Annotated in this window: 17 protein-coding genes; 14 read left to right on the forward strand and 3 right to left on the reverse strand. The window is 67.1% G+C overall.

Going from position 1 to position 14650, the window contains the following annotated elements; all coding sequences use genetic code 11:
* Window positions 1-139: 139 nt before the first annotated feature.
* The 6 genes from HS053_RS12775 to HS053_RS12800 all read left to right on the forward strand — a co-directional run bounded on the left by HS053_RS12775 (window position 140) and on the right by HS053_RS12800 (window position 5783).
* Window positions 140-994, forward strand: a complete 855-nt coding sequence (locus tag HS053_RS12775) for a DUF6473 family protein (protein ID WP_174211638.1) — start codon at window positions 140-142, stop codon at window positions 992-994.
* A 66-nt stretch (window positions 995-1060) separates the two neighbouring features.
* A complete protein-coding gene (phnC, locus tag HS053_RS12780) occupies window positions 1061-1882 on the forward strand; it encodes a phosphonate ABC transporter ATP-binding protein (RefSeq protein ID WP_174211793.1) in 822 nt (273 codons plus the stop codon).
* Between the two features lie 52 nt (window positions 1883-1934).
* A complete protein-coding gene (phnD, locus tag HS053_RS12785; protein WP_174211639.1) occupies window positions 1935-2831 on the forward strand; it encodes a phosphonate ABC transporter substrate-binding protein in 897 nt (298 codons plus the stop codon).
* A gap of 157 nt (window positions 2832-2988) precedes the next feature.
* Window positions 2989-3789: a phosphonate ABC transporter, permease protein PhnE gene (gene phnE / locus HS053_RS12790; RefSeq protein WP_174211794.1), complete on the forward strand. Its 801-nt coding sequence runs from the start codon at window positions 2989-2991 to the stop codon at window positions 3787-3789.
* A gap of 1 nt (window position 3790) precedes the next feature.
* Window positions 3791-5116, forward strand: a complete 1326-nt coding sequence (gene phnE / locus HS053_RS12795) for a phosphonate ABC transporter, permease protein PhnE (protein WP_206677603.1) — start codon at window positions 3791-3793, stop codon at window positions 5114-5116.
* A 49-nt stretch (window positions 5117-5165) separates the two neighbouring features.
* Window positions 5166-5783 (forward strand): LbetaH domain-containing protein, encoded by a 618-nt coding sequence (locus tag HS053_RS12800; RefSeq protein WP_174211640.1) that lies wholly within the window; start codon window positions 5166-5168, stop codon window positions 5781-5783.
* Window positions 5784-5786: 3 nt separating this feature from the next.
* Here the strand turns inward: HS053_RS12800 and HS053_RS12805 are convergent, their stop codons facing one another.
* Window positions 5787-6956 carry an alpha-D-ribose 1-methylphosphonate 5-triphosphate diphosphatase gene (locus tag HS053_RS12805; RefSeq protein WP_174211641.1) on the reverse strand — a complete coding sequence of 390 codons (1170 nt, stop codon included), beginning with the start codon at window positions 6954-6956 and terminating at the stop codon, window positions 5787-5789.
* A 65-nt stretch (window positions 6957-7021) separates the two neighbouring features.
* Window positions 7022-7744, reverse strand: coding sequence for a phosphonate metabolism transcriptional regulator PhnF (gene phnF / locus HS053_RS12810; RefSeq protein ID WP_194245562.1), 723 nt, complete (start codon window positions 7742-7744; stop codon window positions 7022-7024).
* A 94-nt stretch (window positions 7745-7838) separates the two neighbouring features.
* Between phnF and phnG the strand changes: the two genes are divergently transcribed.
* From phnG to phnN, 8 genes are all read left to right on the forward strand, one after another.
* Window positions 7839-8294, forward strand: a complete 456-nt coding sequence (phnG, locus tag HS053_RS12815; RefSeq protein ID WP_174211642.1) for a phosphonate C-P lyase system protein PhnG — start codon at window positions 7839-7841, stop codon at window positions 8292-8294.
* The gene (gene phnH, locus HS053_RS12820) at window positions 8291-8860 is read left to right on the forward strand and encodes a phosphonate C-P lyase system protein PhnH (protein ID WP_174211643.1); all 570 of its coding nucleotides are present in this window, start codon (window positions 8291-8293) and stop codon (window positions 8858-8860) included. The genes phnG and phnH overlap by 4 nt, the downstream gene beginning before the upstream one ends.
* Window positions 8860-9924 (forward strand): carbon-phosphorus lyase complex subunit PhnI, encoded by a 1065-nt coding sequence (locus tag HS053_RS12825; RefSeq protein WP_174211644.1) that lies wholly within the window; start codon window positions 8860-8862, stop codon window positions 9922-9924. Before phnH ends, HS053_RS12825 begins: the two co-directional genes overlap by 1 nt.
* Before the next feature lie 181 nt (window positions 9925-10105).
* On the forward strand, window positions 10106-10984 hold the full coding sequence (locus tag HS053_RS12830; RefSeq protein ID WP_174211645.1) for an alpha-D-ribose 1-methylphosphonate 5-phosphate C-P-lyase PhnJ: 879 nt from the start codon (window positions 10106-10108) through the stop codon (window positions 10982-10984).
* Window positions 10981-11751 carry a phosphonate C-P lyase system protein PhnK gene (gene phnK / locus HS053_RS12835; protein WP_174211646.1) on the forward strand — a complete coding sequence of 257 codons (771 nt, stop codon included), beginning with the start codon at window positions 10981-10983 and terminating at the stop codon, window positions 11749-11751. Before HS053_RS12830 ends, phnK begins: the two co-directional genes overlap by 4 nt.
* 2 nt (window positions 11752-11753) lie before the next feature.
* Entirely contained in the window at window positions 11754-12692 is a 939-nt protein-coding gene (locus HS053_RS12840) for a magnesium transporter CorA family protein (RefSeq protein ID WP_174211647.1), read from the forward strand.
* Window positions 12689-13372 carry a phosphonate C-P lyase system protein PhnL gene (gene phnL, locus HS053_RS12845; protein WP_174211797.1) on the forward strand — a complete coding sequence of 228 codons (684 nt, stop codon included), beginning with the start codon at window positions 12689-12691 and terminating at the stop codon, window positions 13370-13372. Before HS053_RS12840 ends, phnL begins: the two co-directional genes overlap by 4 nt.
* Window positions 13369-13911, forward strand: coding sequence for a phosphonate metabolism protein/1,5-bisphosphokinase (PRPP-forming) PhnN (gene phnN / locus HS053_RS12850; RefSeq protein ID WP_174211648.1), 543 nt, complete (start codon window positions 13369-13371; stop codon window positions 13909-13911). The genes phnL and phnN overlap by 4 nt, the downstream gene beginning before the upstream one ends.
* On the opposite strand, the gene HS053_RS12855 is transcribed toward phnN, so the two are convergent.
* Entirely contained in the window at window positions 13893-14582 is a 690-nt protein-coding gene (locus HS053_RS12855; RefSeq protein ID WP_174211649.1) for a DUF1045 domain-containing protein, read from the reverse strand. The genes phnN and HS053_RS12855 overlap by 19 nt on opposite strands.
* Window positions 14583-14650 lie beyond the last annotated feature (68 nt).

The following is a 14650-nucleotide window of genomic DNA, read 5'->3' on the forward strand; positions in this document are numbered from 1 at the left end:
CGGGCGCAGCTTAGGCACAAGCCACCGGGGGGGCAAGGCCGCCGCGATGCGGCGGATTTGCTGAAAATGCCGCAGTTAGCATTTCGGCAAGACGAATCGGCCAACCTGACCCCGGGTGTGAAGACTGTGGGTGGGTGTGATGGTCTATGCTTTTCCGGGCGCGGGGGCGCTCGACTATTTTGCGTGCCATTATGGCACGTCGCGGCTGTTGTTCCGCGGGCCGCAGCGCCCGACGGATGGTGATTTCATCGCCTGCCTTGGCGGGTCGGAAACCTATGGGAAATACATTCCCCAACCCTTCGCCGATCTGGTCGAAGGGATGCTTGACATGCCTGTCGTCAATCTGGGCTGCGCCAATGCCGGGCCGGATGTCTATCTTGCCGAAGAGGGGGTGACGGCGCTTGCCGCCCGCGCCCGCGCCGTGGTGGTGCAAATCTGCGGGGCACAGAACCTGACCAACCGCTATTACGCGGTGCATCCGCGCCGCAATGACCGCTTTCTGGGGGCGACCGCCCTGCTGCGGTCTCTGTTCCGCGACATCGACTTTACCGAGTTCAGCTTTACCCGGCACATGCTGACCAGCCTGCAAGCCGCCTCACCCGACAGGTTCGAGGTGGTGGCAGAAGAGTTGCGGGCAGCCTGGGTGGCGCGGATGCGGCTTTTGCTGTCACGGCTGCCCGGGCCGGTGGTGCTGCTGTGGATGGCGGATGTGCCGCCGCCCTCTCCCGCCCGCCGCGCCGATCTGACCCATGCGCCGCTGCTGGTCGATGCCGAGATGGTGGCAGCCCTGAAACCGCAGGCCGCCACCCTGCTTGAGGTGCTGCCCAGCGCCGAGGCCCGCGCCGCAGGCACCGAGGGTATGGCCTTTGGCCCTCTGGAAGGCCCCGCCGCCGCCAATCTGCCCGGGCCCCGTCACCACGCCGAAGTGGCGGCGCGGCTGGCCGCCGTGCTGGCGCCGCTGGTCGGCGGCGTAACAAAACCATCATCCGGCTGACGCCGGAACGTCACAGCCCCCGCCTAGGGTCCGCCCCGACGCCATGAGCCGAGGGGGCCGGGGATGCTGCTGGAGATCAGGAACGCAAGCCGCTTCTTCGGCCAGAAGGCTGCGGTGGACCGCGTGTCTTTCGGCATCGAACGGCCCGGCTTCATCGGCATCATCGGCCGCTCTGGTGCCGGAAAATCAACGCTGTTGCGGATGATCAACCGGCTGACCGAGACATCCGAAGGCGAAATTCGCTTTGAAGGGCAGAATGTGCTGACGCTCCGCGGCGCAGCGATGCGCGCCTGGCAAAGCCGCTGCGCGATGATCTTTCAGCAATTCAATCTGGTGCCGCGGCTGGATGTGGCGGCGAATGTGCTGCATGGCACGCTGAACCGCCGCTCGACCCTTGCCACGATGTTCAACCTCTGGCCCGAGGCGGATGTGCTGAAGGCGCTGGCCATTCTCGACCGGCTGGGCGTGGCTGAACAGGCGGTCAAACGGGCCGAGGCGCTTTCGGGCGGCCAGCAACAGCGGGTGGCGATTGCCCGGGCGCTGATGCAGGAACCCAAGGTCATCCTTGCTGATGAACCCATCGCCAGCCTTGACCCGATGAATGCGCAGATCGTGATGGACACGCTGCGCCGCATCCATGACGAGGATGGCATCACCGTCATTGCCAACCTGCACACGCTGGACACCGCGCGGCGCTATTGCGACCGGGTGATCGGAATGCGCGACGGGCGGGTGGTGTTCGACGGTCTGCCCTCGGAACTGTCGCGCGGCGTGGCCCGTGACATCTATGGCGCCGATGCCTCTTTCTCGGAGGAGGCGACCTCGACCAGCCTCGAACATCTGGGCACCGAACGCGATGCCGCCTTTGCCGCGAAGATGCTGGCCTGACCCTTTCAACCCCGGGGGCAGGCGTGGCCGCCCCCTTCCCTTGGAGACGACCATGAAAAAGCTGCTGGCCCTTGCTGCCACGACCCTTGCCCTGACGGGCGCTGCCCAAGCGCAGGAGATCAAAGAGTTCAACCTCGGCATCCTTGGCGGCGAAAACGCCCAGGACCGCCTGACCTCGAACGAATGCTACCGCGCCGCGATCGAAAAGGCTTTGGGCGTGCCGGTCAAGGTCTTTACCCCGGCCGATTACGACGGCGTGGTGCAGGGCCTGCTGGGCGGCACCATCGACCTCGCCTGGCTGGGGGCTTCGGCCTATGCCAAGACCTATCTGACCGACCCGGCTGCGGTCGAGGTCAAGCTGACGAAAGAGAACCTGAACGGTTCGACCGGCTATTACTCGATCGGCTTTGCCCGCAAGGATGCCGGCATCGCTTCGATGGACGATGCCAAGGGCAAGAGCTTTGCCTTTGCCGAGCCGAACTCGACCTCGGGCTATCTGGTTCCGGCGGCGGAACTGCTGGCGAAATACGGCAAGCTTGAGGAATATTTCTCGGAAGTGAAATTCTCAGGCGGGCATGAGCAGACCATCGTCGGCGTCGCCAACGGCGACTTCGCGGCGGGGGTTTCCTGGGCCGATGGTGTCGGCAACTGGGAAGACGGCTATGCTTCGGGCGCATTCCGCAAGGCTTCGGATGCCGGTCTGGTGGACATGAACGACATCGTGGAAATCTGGCGCTCGACCCTGATCCCCGAAGGCCCGATGGTGGTGCGCGCCGCCCTGCCCGCCGATGTGAAGGACAAGGTTACCCAACTGACCGCCGACCTGTGGGAAACCAACCCGGAATGCGCCTACGGCGTTGCGGCGGGCGAGGCCAAGGATTTCGTCCCGGTGACGCATGACGCCTATGACGGCATCCTTGCCGCCCGCAAGCTGCAGGACGCGCAGTAAATTTCCTGAAACCAGCGCCGGGCCGACCCTTTCAAGGGTCGGCCCGGCGCCCTTTTGCCCTTGCGGAGATTTGCCCGTGGTCGATGTCTCGTTCGGACCCTCGCCCGATCCGCGCCCCTCGGGGCTGCCCGGAGGAAATCATGCCTATCTGGCGCTGATGCGCCGCCGCCGGGTTTACGGCGGCATCCTGATGATGCTGTTCGTTCTGGTGATGGCCGCCGGCTGGCGGCTGGCCGAAGAGCGCAACGCCGGCGATTTTCTGACCGGGCTGCACCGGCTGGATGATTTCCCGGGTGAGGTTCTGGCCGAAGCCTGGGCCAAGCGGGCGAACCTGCCGGGGCTGATGTGGGACCACGTCCCCTCGCTGATCGAGACGCTGAACATTGCCGCCGTCTCCACCCTCTTGGGCGCGCTGGTGGCGGGGGCGCTGGCGCTGTTGTCCACCCGGGGGCTGGCGCGCTGGCCGCGGCTGACGGTGCTGTTCCGCCGGGCGCAGGATGCGGCCCGCGCGATACCGGAAATCGTGGTGGCGCTGGTCTTGATCTACATTCTGGGCGGCGGGCCGGTGCCTGCGGTGCTGGCCATTGCGCTGCACACGGCGGGTGCTCTGGGCAAGCTCTTTTCCGAAGCGGCGGAGAATGCCGATCTTCGCCCGGTCGAGGGGCTGGCCTCGGTCGGGGCCGGGTGGGTGCAGCGGATGTGGCTGGCCGTGCTGCCGCAAGTGGCGCCGAACTGGTCCTCCTATGCGCTTTTGCGCTTTGAAATCAACGTGCGGGCCTCGGCCATTCTGGGTTTCGTGGGGTCCGGCGGGATCGGCTATGACCTGAAGCTGGCCATGCAATGGGGTGGCGGCAAATACGATCAGGTGGTGGCGATCTTCCTGCTGCTGTTTGCCGCGATCGTGCTGATCGACCGGCTGTCGGATGCCGCACGGCGCCGTCTGGTGAAAGGGGCCTGAGATGACTGCGATGCCGATGACCCCGACGCTGGCCGAAACCGTCAGCCGCCGTTTCCGCAAGCGCCGGCTCTGGTCCATGGCGATCCCGCTGGGGGTGCTGGCCTATCTGGCCTATGCCGCCGTGGCCTTTGACCTTACCGGGCTGGCAAGCCGGGCGCGGCTGGACAATGCCGCGATCCTTCTGGGCGACTTCTGGAGCTACAAGGTCCATGTCGGGCAGGACAACCGCAGCGGCGCCCTGACGGTCGCGGTCGAGGGCGAGGCGAAGGGCACCTATCCCGCCGGCACCCGGCCCGATTGGATGACCGCCGCGGCAGGCGAGACGCGGATCGACCTTGGCGGCGGCCATCTGGTGACCTATGGCGACAAGCGGGCCAGCTATGACGTGCCGGGCTATGGCACGATCCATGTCGCGCTTGAGGCGGGCAAGGTCACGCTGGACGCCCCGCAGCCATTGCCCGACTGGATCAACGCCTCGGACGCACGGATTTCGGTAACGACCGACCATGGCCGCTTTGCCTTTACCCGGTCAAAGATCGAGACCTTCCGTTACTTTCCCGGCTGGGAGCTGTTCTTCTTCACGCTGGACAGCCCGTTCAGCGGCAAGTCACCGGGCGATCTGGTGGCATTGGCGCTCTGGGAGGAGCGGGTGGACCCCGCGCGCAGCAATATCGCCGGGATGATCCATGATATCTGGACCAACAAGATGTGGCGGCACGGCGATGTGGTCTGGGCGCTGTTCGAGACGCTGCTGATGGCGTTTCTGGGCACTTTTGCCGCCGCGCTGATCTCTCTGCCGCTGGCCTTTCTTGCCGCTGCGAATGTGATGCCGCTGCGGGGCCTGCGCTTTGCCGCGCGGCGGGTGTTCGACTTTCTGCGCGGGATCGACGCGCTGATCTGGACCATCGTTCTGGCCCGCGCCTTTGGCCCGGGGCCGATGACCGGGGCGCTGGCCATCCTGATTTCCGACACCGGCACCTTCGGCAAGACCTTTTCCGAAGCGGTGGAGAATGTGGACGAAAAGCAGATGGAAGGCGTGCGCGCGACCGGCGCCAACGCTGCCCAGCGCGCCCGTTTCGGCATCCTGCCGCAGATTGCGCCGGTGCTGCTCAGTCAGGTTCTCTACATGCTGGAAAGCAACACCCGCAGCGCCACGGTGATCGGCGCCATCGTCGGTGGCGGCATCGGGCTGATGCTGACGCAGGCGATCAGCACCCAGAAGGATTGGGAGGAGGTGGCCTATTACCTTGTCCTGATCGTGGGGATGGTGATGGCGATGGACAGCCTGTCGGGCTGGCTGCGGCGCAAACTGATCAAGGGGGAATGACCCCCGCCCGCCTCTTCCCATGGCGGGAGGGGGTCATTTTGGAGAACCCATGCCCAGACTGTCCGCGACCGAACCCTTCCTGCATCCCGAGGCGGAGATCCACGCCTCAACCTTTGGCGCCTATGTCGAGATCGGGCGCGGCGCCCGGATCGTGCAGTCCGATTTTGGCGATTACGCCTATTGCGACCGGGGCGCCGATATCGCCAATACCAGCGTCGGTCGTTTTGCCAATATTGCCGCTATGACGCGGATCGGTCCGACCGACCATCCGTGGCGCAATGCGGCGCAGCATCATTTCCTTTATCGGTCCAGCTATTACTGGGATGATGTCGCGGATGATGCGGAGTTTTTTGCCGCCCGCGCCGCGCGGCGCACCCTTCTGGGCCCCGATTGCTGGATCGGCCATGGCGCGGTGATCCGGCCCGCGGTGACGCTGGGCGCCGGGGCGATCGTCGCCTCGGGGGCGGTGGTGACCAAGGATGTGGCCCCGTTCCAGATGGTCGCCGGGGTGCCGGCGCAACCGCTGAAACCGCGCTTCGCGGCGCCGGTGGCCGAGCGTCTGCTGGCGCTGGCGTGGTGGGACTGGAGCCATGACCGGCTGCGCAGCGCCCTGCCGGACTTCCGCGCCCTGCCCGCCGAAGCCTTTCTGGAAAAATACGGCGGCTGACCGTTATTCTGCGGCCAGCCTGCCCGGCGCCTGGCGGGCGGCAATGCGCCCCCCGGCCTCGCCCGTGGACCAGACAAGGCGGCCCGCCGATATTACCGCCTCGATCCGGCGGCTGGCTTCGTGGATGATCACCAGATCGGCACGCTTGCCCGGGTCAAGCTGGCCGCGGTCCACCAGCCGCAGGATCGCCGCGGGATGGGCCGAAATCAGCGCCCAGGCCCGGGGCAAGGGCAACAACCCGCGGTCCACCAGCGCCCATGCGGCACGGGCCAGCGCGGGGGCGTCGCCGTCCGACACCAGCGCGTCGCAGAGCCCTTGCCGGATCAGATCTTCGGCGCTGACATTGCCCGCGCGCGACCCGCCGCGCATGAGGTTGGGCGCCCCCATCAGAACCGGGCACATCATTTCATGCGCGGCAGAGGCGGCCTTGCGGGTCAACGGGAACTCGGCCACCCGGGCACCCAGCGCGGTGTAATATTCGCGGGTTTCGCCGTCGGGGTCGTCATGGCTGCCATAGGTGACGCCCAGCGTGTCGAATGCCTCGGCCAGACGGCACAGGCTGCGCGGCACCTCGCGGGCGCGGGCGCAGGCGGCTTCGATCCCTGCCGTCATGGCGGCCAGCGTGGTGCCGGCGCGCCGCGCCCGCCGCGCCAGATCCTGCGGGCTGCGGCGGGCGCCTGACAGGGCCTGCCCCAGATGGTTGTTGAAGATCACATAGCGCAGCCGGTGCTGGCGCACGATCTGCAACAGCCGCTCTGCCTGATCGGTCAGATGGGTTTCGGCGCGCAGTTGCACCTGCAGATCGACCAGCGCCGACGGTCGGTAATCGTCCAGCGCGGCAAGCATGGCTTCGGCCTGATCGGGGCTGCGCAGCCCGCCTTCCCAGCTCCAGCCCTGCGCGAGAAAGGCGGTGGTGATGCCCTGCGCCGCAAACCGGCGGTCGGCGGTGGCCAGCGCCGAAGGCCAGTTGACCCGCGCCCCAAGGCGCGGCGCAAAGCCGTCGCTGTGCAGGTCGATGATGCCCGGGAGCAGAAGATAGCCGGGCAGCGCCACCTCGGGCAGCGGCCCGGTCGTCAGCCGCCCCTCGTCCAGCGCAAGCGACCGGCGCTGCATCTCGCCGTCACGCAAGACGGTGGCGCCAGTCAGACGAAGCGGGGGCAGGATTTGCGGCATGGGCGAGGTCCGGCTGGAGGTTTCGGCACGCTAGCCCTTTGATGCAACGCCGATATGACAGGATGTCAGGGTGCTACGGTCAGAGCCACGCGGTCACCTGCGAACCAGGTGGTGCCATATTCCACCGGCTGCCCAGTACCATCGACATTCACCGCCCGCGTGCGCAGGACCGGCGCCCCCTCGGCCAGCATCAGCCGGGCGGCCAGCGCCGCCCCTGCCACCTTGGCCACGATGCGGGTCTGGGCGCGGGTGTAATCGGTCAGCCCCTCGGCCTGCAGCGCAAGGGTGATCGAGCCGGTCTCTCCAAGCCGCGCCGGCAGGCCCGGAAACCGCCCCGCCGGAAAGACCGAGCGGAAGGCGGCCAGCGGTGTGGTATCGGCCAGCGAGACCCCCTCGACCACATGAACCGGGGTGCCGGGCGGCAGGGCCAGATTCTGCGCCTCTTCGGCATCGGCGCCGCGCGTCTCGATCCGTGAAAAGCGGCGCGTGGCGGTCTGTCCCGCGGCACTGACCGCCTGCGAAAAGCGCACCCGGCGGCCCAGCGGATAATCCGTCATCGCGTGGTCGGCGACGAAGACCCCGGCCCCCCGGCGGGGAAACAGCTTGCCCTCGGCGGTCAGCCGCGCCAGCGCCCGGCGCAGGGTGTGGCGATTGACGCCAAAGCGGCGGGCAAGCTCGGCCTCGCTCGGCAGCCGTTCCCCCGGGCGATAGGCGCCGCGCGCCAGATCGGCGGCCAGCGTGTCGGCAATCTCGGACCAGAGGGCTTGCTTGGGGATGGGGGCGCTCATTGGGCTGTCACTGAAGTTTCATGGAAGTTTCGCACTTCGTCGCGCAGGTCTGCGCTAGAAATTGTATAGTTGTATAGAGGATCAGGCAAGCCCGATGCAGACCCCAAGGTCAGACGAAACCGCCGCGCGCCAAGGCTGGATGGGGCTTCTGGCCCGAGCCGATGCCGAAACGCTGAACCGGCTGATGCCTGCGCCGCTGGCGGCCCACAGCCTGCTGCGCGGCCCCGAGATTGGCGCGGTGATGGTGCAGGGCCGGACCGGCGGCACCGGAGATGCCTTCAACATCGGGGAGATGACGGTGACGCGTTGCAGCCTGCAACTGCCGGGGGGCGAGGTCGGTCATGCCGTGGTGCAGGGCCGCAGCGCCGACCATGCCCGCCGGGCCGCGCTGGTGGATGCGCTGATGCAGACGGAAGCTGCCGCAGGGCTGCGGCTGCATGTGCTTGACCCGCTGGCCCATGCCGAAGCCGCCAGGGCGCGGCGCCGGGCCGCCAAGGCCGCCGCGACCCAAGTGGAGTTCTTTACCCTTTTGCGCGGAGAAGACGCATGATTGCCGCAACGCTTGGCGGCGGTTTCGCCGACCCCGCATCGCAATCGGCCCGCGCCTTTCGGCAGGTGTTGCAGGCGCTGGCCCGTCCGGGCCGCATCGAAAGGCTGGAGGGGGTCGCCCCTCCGGCGCCGCTGTCGGTCGCGGCGGGGGCGGTGGCGCTGGTGCTGGTCGATGGCACGGTGCCGGTGCATCTGGCGGGTGCGCTTGACTGTGCGGCGGTGCGCGACTGGATGGCGTTTCATTGTGGCGCACGCTTCGTCGCGGCAGAAGAGGCCAGCTTTGCCTTCGGCACGGCCGAGGCACTGCGCCCCCTGAACCGCTTTGCCATCGGCAGCGCCGAATATCCCGACCGCGCCGCAACGCTGGTGATCGAGGTGCCGCATCTGCGGTGCGAAGGCGCGCTGCTGCGCGGGCCGGGGATCGACGGCACGGCACGGCTTTCGCTGCCCATGCCCGCCTATCTTGCGGCCAATGCGGCGCTGTTTCCGCTGGGTTTTGACAGCCTTCTGACCTGTGGCGCGGCGCTGGCCGGTCTGCCGCGATCAACCCGCGTGGAGGGGTTCTGATGTATGTCGCGGTGAAAGGTGGCGAACGCGCCATCGACAACGCCCACGCCTTTCTGGCCGAAGAGCGCCGGGGCGACCCTGCGATGCCGGACCTATCGGTCGGCCAGATTGCCGGGCAGTTGAAACTGGCCGTGAACCGGGTGATGGCCGAAGGCTCGCTTTACGACCCCGGCCTTGCCGCGCTGGCGATCAAGCAGGCGCGTGGCGATATGGTGGAGGCGGTGTTCCTCATCCGCGCCTATCGCACCACGCTGCCGCGCTTTGGCAGCACGGTGCCGGTGGAGACCGGGCAGATGGCCTGCATCCGCCGCATCTCGGCCACGTTCAAGGATCTGCCGGGCGGGCAGATTCTGGGGCCGACTTTTGACTACACCCACCGGCTGCTGGACTTCAAACTTGCCGCCGAAGGCGGGATGCCTGCGGCCCCCGAAGCCCCGTCGCGCCCCGGCCCGGTGCCGCATGTCACCGCCCTGCTGGACCGCGACGGGCTGATCCAGCGCGAAACCGACAGCGGCACCCCGGCACCCGACCTAACGCGCGACCCCTTGCACCTGCCCGCAAGCCGCGCCCTGCGGCTGCAGGCGCTGGCCCGCGCCGATGAAGGCTTTACGCTGGCCTTGGCCTATTCGACGCAGCGTGGCTATGGCCGCACCCATGCCTTTGTCGGCGAGTTGCGCATCGGCATGGTCCGGGTCAGCCTTGATCTGCCCGAGCTTGGCTTTGCCGTCGAGATTGCCGAGATCGAGTTGAGCGAATGCGAGACGGTGAATCAGTTCACCGGATCAAAGACCGAACCGCCGCAATTCACCCGCGGCTATGGCCTTGCCTTCGGCCAGAACGAGCGGAAATCGCTGGCGATGAGCCTTGTGGACCGCGCGCTGCGCTGGCGCGAACTGGGCGAAGAAAATATCGGCGCCCCGGCGCAGGACGAAGAATTCGTGCTGATGCACAGCGACAATGTGCAGGCGACCGGGTTTCTGGAACATATCAAACTGCCGCATTACGTCGATTTCCAGAGCGAGCTGGAGCTGATCCGGCGCCTGCGGGCCGAGGCCGCCAAATGATGCTGCCCGCAACTCCCACCACATTCTGCCGCACCGGCCTGCGCCACCCGGCGCGGTGCGTGTTGCGACGCCCCGGCGCCCGCCCCGGCCAGAAACCGCAATGTCGGGCAGAGAACACCCGAAAGACGGGTCAGGGCGACCTTCGATCCAAGCGAGATGCCCTTGTTGTGCGAGCAGAGCCATGACCGATCACGCCTATAACTTTGCCTATCTGGACGAAGAAACCAAGCGGATGATCCGCCGCGCCATCCTCAAGGCCATCGCCGTGCCAGGCTATCAGGTGCCCTTTGCCAGCCGTGAAATGCCGATGCCTTATGGCTGGGGCACCGGCGGGGTGCAGGTGACCGCCGCCTGCCTGACGCCCGGGGATGTGCTGAAGGTGATTGATCAGGGCGCGGATGACACCACCAATGCCGTCTCGATCCGCCGGTTCTTTCAGCGCACGGCGGGGGTTGCCACCACCGAGGCGACCACCGAGGCCACGCTGATCCAGACCCGCCACCGCATTCCCGAAACGCCGCTGACGGCCGATCAGATCCTTGTCTATCAGGTGCCGATCCCCGAACCGCTGCGTTTTCTCGAACCGCGCGAGACCGAGACGCGCAAGATGCACGCGCTGGAGGAATACGGGCTGATGCATGTGAAGCTGTATGAGGATATCGCCCGCCATGGCGAGATTGCCACCTCTTACGCCTATCCGGTCAAGGTCGGCGATCGCTATGTGATGGACCCTTCGCCCATTCCGAAATTCGACAATCCGAAACTGTCGGACAGCCCGGCGATCCAGTTGTTCGGCGCCGGGCGCGAAAGCCGGATCTATGCGCTGCCGCCCCATACGCGGGTCGTCAGTCTGGATTTCGACGATCACCCCTTTACCCCGTCCAAGGCCGATCATGCCTGCGACCTTTGCGGCGCCGCCGAGAGCTATCTGGACGAGGTGATCACCGACGATCTGGGCAGCCGGATGTTCGTCTGCTCGGACACCGATTTCTGCCGCACCCGGCGCGAGGCGGGGCAGGTCGGGCGGCTGGGCGGGACGCTGGAAGGAGAGGCAGCATGAGCGGCCCCCTGTTGCAGGTCCGCAACCTGACCAAGACCTATGGCGCGCGGATCGGTTGCGCCGATGTCGGGTTCGACCTTTGGCCGGGCGAGGTGCTGGGGATTGTCGGCGAAAGCGGCTCGGGCAAGTCCACGCTGTTGTCCTGCCTTGCCGGGCATCAGGCGCCGGATGCGGGCGAGGTGATCTTTGCCACCGCCGAAGGCCCGCGCGATGTGCTGCGCATGACCGAATCCGAACGGCGGCGGCTGTCGCGCACCGACTGGGCCTATGTCCACCAGAACCCGCGCGACGGGCTGCGGATGGGCGTCACCGCCGGCGGCAATGTGGGGGAACGGCTGATGGCCGTGGGCGCGCGCAATTACGGCAGCATCCGCGAAACCGCGACCGACTGGCTGGGCCGGGTGGAAATCGCCGCCGACCGGATCGACGACCGGCCCCGCGCCTTTTCCGGCGGGATGCAGCAACGGTTGCAGATCGCGCGCAATCTGGTGACCGGGCCGCGGCTTGTCTTCATGGATGAACCCACGGGGGGCCTAGATGTCAGCGTGCAGGCCCGGTTGCTGGACCTGTTGCGCGGGCTCGTGCGGCAGATGGGCCTGTCGGTGATCATCGTGACGCATGACCTTGCCGTGGTGCGGCTGCTGGCCGACCGGCTGATGGTGATGAAATCGGGCCGGGTAGTGGAACAGGGGCTCACCGATCAGGTGCTGGACGATCCGCAGCACGCCTATACGCAGTTGCTGGTCTCTTCGATCCTGCAGGTCTGACGATGCTGTTTGCCTATGCCCCCGATGGCGCAAGGCTGCGCCAATTGCCCCTTGCCGCCGATCTGGCCGATGCGATCTGGGTCGATCTTTATCACCCGTTGCCCGAACAGGCAGCGCGGACGGCGGCACTTGGGGTTGAGCCGCCCACGCTGGCCGATATGGAAGAGATCGAGCTTTCAAACCGGCTCTACCGTGAAAATGGCGCCGACTATCTGACGGTGGTGCTGCCGGGCCTGTCGGAAAGCAAGGCACCGATTTCCGGCCCGGTCTGCTTTATCCTGACGCCCTCCCGGCTGGTCACGGTGCGCCACCATGCGCCCCGCCCGTTCGAGACCTATCCGCAGCGGGCCGACAAGGTGGGACCGGGCTGCACCGATCCGCGCCGGCTGTTCCTGTCGCTGATCGAGGAAATCATCGGGCGGCTGGCCGACCTGCTGGAAGGCGCGGGCAAGACGCTGGACGCCATCACCCGCAGGGTGATCCACGATGCCGCCAATGATGACCTGTCGGACGCGCTGCGCGAGGTGTCGCGCGAATCCGATCTGGTCAGCCGGGTGCGGCTGTCGCTGCTGACCATCGAGCGCGCCATCAGCTATTTCGGCCAGTCGGTTGAAGATGCGGCGCTGCGCCCGGTGATCAAGGGGCTGATGCGCGACATTCAGGCGCTGGAGGTGCATGGCGATTTCCTGACCAACCGCATCGCCATGGCCTCGGACCTGACGCTGGGCATGATTTCGGTCGAGCAGAACAAGACGGTCAAGATCGTCTCGGTCGTGGCGGTGATCTTCCTGCCGCCCACGGTGATTGCCAGCGCCTATGGCATGAACTTTGCCAACATGCCCGAGCTTGACTGGCGCTGGGGTTATCCGATGGCGTTGGGGCTGATGCTGGCTTCGGCGGTGGGCACCTATCTTTTCTTCAAATGGAAGCGCTGGCTATGATCGAGATTTCCAATCTTTCCAAAACCTTCACCCTGCACACCCAAGGCGGAGCGGTCCTTTCCGTGATGGAAGGCGCCAATCTTGCCGTGCGGCCGGGCGAATGCGTGGGGCTGATCGGCGCCTCGGGGTCGGGCAAATCGACGCTTATGCGGATGATCTGGGGCAATTACCTTGCCGCCTCGGGCCGCATCCTTGTCGGCGGGCTGGATGTGGCACAAGCCGCCCCGCGTGAGATTCTGGCGCTGCGGCGGGGCACGCTGGGCTATGTCAGCCAGTTCCTGCGCGTGGTGCCGCGGGTGCCGACAGTGCAGGTGGTGGCAGAGCCGCTGCTGTCGCTGGGCGTGCCGCCTGATCAGGCGCAGGCCCGGGCGGAACTGCTGCTGGCACGGCTGAACATTCCGGCGCGGCTCTGGTCGCTGTCGCCCACCACCTTTTCGGGTGGCGAACAACAGCGGGTGAACATCGCACGCGGGTTTGCCCATGGCTATCCGGCGCTGTTGCTGGATGAGCCGACCGCCAGCTTGGATGCCGCCAACCGCGAGGTGGTGCTGACCCTGATCGAAGAGGCCAAGGCGCGCGGGGCGGCCATTCTGGGCATCTTCCACGATGAGGGCGCCCGCGAACGGGTGTGCGACCGGCTGGTCGATGTCACCGGCTTCACCCCACGGGCCGCAGCATGAAGGGCAGGCTCTTCGCCATTGTCGGCCCTTCGGGGGCGGGCAAGGACACGCTGATCGACGCCGCCCGTGCAGCGCGGCCCGATCTGGTGGTGGTGCGCCGCGCCATCACCCGCCCGCAATCGGCCGGAGGCGAAGACTTTGACGGCGTGAGCGACGCCGATTTCGACGCCCGCCTGCAATCGGGGGCCTTTGCGCTGTGGTGGAAGGCCAATGGCCTGCGTTATGGCATCCCGGCCAGCGCGATTGCGCTGCGCGACACCGGGCGCGATGTGTTGTTCAACGGATCGCGCGCGGCGCTGGATCAGGCGGCTGTCCGCTTTCCCGATCTGGTGGTGATCCGCGTCACCGCCCCCTCGCAGGTGCTGATGGAGCGGCTTCTGGCCCGGGGCCGCGAAACGCGGGAAGAGATTACCGCCCGCATCGCCCGCTCGGGCCTTGATCTGCCCGCCGGGCTGCGGGTGGTCGATGTGATCAACGACGGCCCCCTGCCGCAGGCCACCGCCGCCTTTCTGGCAGCCCTTCAGCCGGTCAGCGCGTGACGGGACAACAGATGAAACCGCCCCGCCGCATCTTCGCCCACCAGACAGATATCCTCGATCACGAACGGCTCGGGCAGGATCGGCACCAGCCAGTCCCACAGCACCTGCGCCACCTGCGCGCGCATATCGGGGGCAAGGTCGCCGGTCAGGGTCAGGTGAAAACGGAACGCCTCCATCACATGCGGATAGCCCCATGTGTCGAGAAGGTCGCGCTGGCGCGGGTTGAGCCGCTCGGGGTTGCGGCGGGCGATCTCGGCCACGGTCAGGGGCGCGCGAAAGGCGTCAAGACGGCTGACCACCTCGGCGCCCAGGGCCAGAAGGGCCGTCTCGTCCCCTTCGGGGATCAGGGCCAGAAACCCGCCCGGTTCCGCCAGCCGCAGCCGCGGCAGGGTCACCGGCGCCAGCCCCTCGGCCAGCCGGGCGGCGGCAAGGTTCAGCGCCCGCGCGCTTTGCCCTGTGGCCAGCCGGAACGGGGCCTTGATCGTGCCGTGAAAGCCATAGGGCCGGGCGGCGGCGGTCAGATCCTCCAGCGGCGCGGGCAGACCGGCCAGTGCGGGCGGCGGCACCCTGCGCCCCCGCGCCAGATCCCAGCCCAGCCAGGCCGCCGTGGCCTCGGCCATCACGCCCGGGCGCGGGGCGTAGTAAATTGCATAGCGGCGAAAATCTTCCATGCCCCGGCCCATAGCGCCCCTTCGTCACAAGGCTGTGACGCTTTGCCGTCATGCCGATGACCACCACC

Source organism: Tabrizicola fusiformis (assembly GCF_013328815.1).
GTDB lineage: Bacteria > Pseudomonadota > Alphaproteobacteria > Rhodobacterales > Rhodobacteraceae > Fuscibacter.

Coding starts and splice junctions, on each gene's coding strand:
- HS053_RS12775 (WP_174211638.1), top strand. CDS start 140: ATGGTCTATGCTTTTCCGGGCGCGGGGGCGCTCGACTATTTTGCGTGC.
- phnD (WP_174211639.1), top strand. CDS start 1,935: ATGAAAAAGCTGCTGGCCCTTGCTGCCACGACCCTTGCCCTGACGGGC.
- phnE (WP_174211794.1), top strand. CDS start 2,989: ATGCGCCGCCGCCGGGTTTACGGCGGCATCCTGATGATGCTGTTCGTT.
- phnE (WP_206677603.1), top strand. CDS start 3,791: ATGACTGCGATGCCGATGACCCCGACGCTGGCCGAAACCGTCAGCCGC.
- HS053_RS12800 (WP_174211640.1), top strand. CDS start 5,166: ATGCCCAGACTGTCCGCGACCGAACCCTTCCTGCATCCCGAGGCGGAG.
- HS053_RS12805 (WP_174211641.1), bottom strand. CDS start 6,956: ATGCCGCAAATCCTGCCCCCGCTTCGTCTGACTGGCGCCACCGTCTTG.
- phnF (WP_194245562.1), bottom strand. CDS start 7,744: ATGAGCGCCCCCATCCCCAAGCAAGCCCTCTGGTCCGAGATTGCCGAC.
- phnG (WP_174211642.1), top strand. CDS start 7,839: ATGCAGACCCCAAGGTCAGACGAAACCGCCGCGCGCCAAGGCTGGATG.
- phnH (WP_174211643.1), top strand. CDS start 8,291: ATGATTGCCGCAACGCTTGGCGGCGGTTTCGCCGACCCCGCATCGCAA.
- HS053_RS12825 (WP_174211644.1), top strand. CDS start 8,860: ATGTATGTCGCGGTGAAAGGTGGCGAACGCGCCATCGACAACGCCCAC.
- HS053_RS12830 (WP_174211645.1), top strand. CDS start 10,106: ATGACCGATCACGCCTATAACTTTGCCTATCTGGACGAAGAAACCAAG.
- phnK (WP_174211646.1), top strand. CDS start 10,981: ATGAGCGGCCCCCTGTTGCAGGTCCGCAACCTGACCAAGACCTATGGC.
- HS053_RS12840 (WP_174211647.1), top strand. CDS start 11,754: ATGCTGTTTGCCTATGCCCCCGATGGCGCAAGGCTGCGCCAATTGCCC.
- phnL (WP_174211797.1), top strand. CDS start 12,689: ATGATCGAGATTTCCAATCTTTCCAAAACCTTCACCCTGCACACCCAA.
- phnN (WP_174211648.1), top strand. CDS start 13,369: ATGAAGGGCAGGCTCTTCGCCATTGTCGGCCCTTCGGGGGCGGGCAAG.
- HS053_RS12855 (WP_174211649.1), bottom strand. CDS start 14,582: ATGGAAGATTTTCGCCGCTATGCAATTTACTACGCCCCGCGCCCGGGC.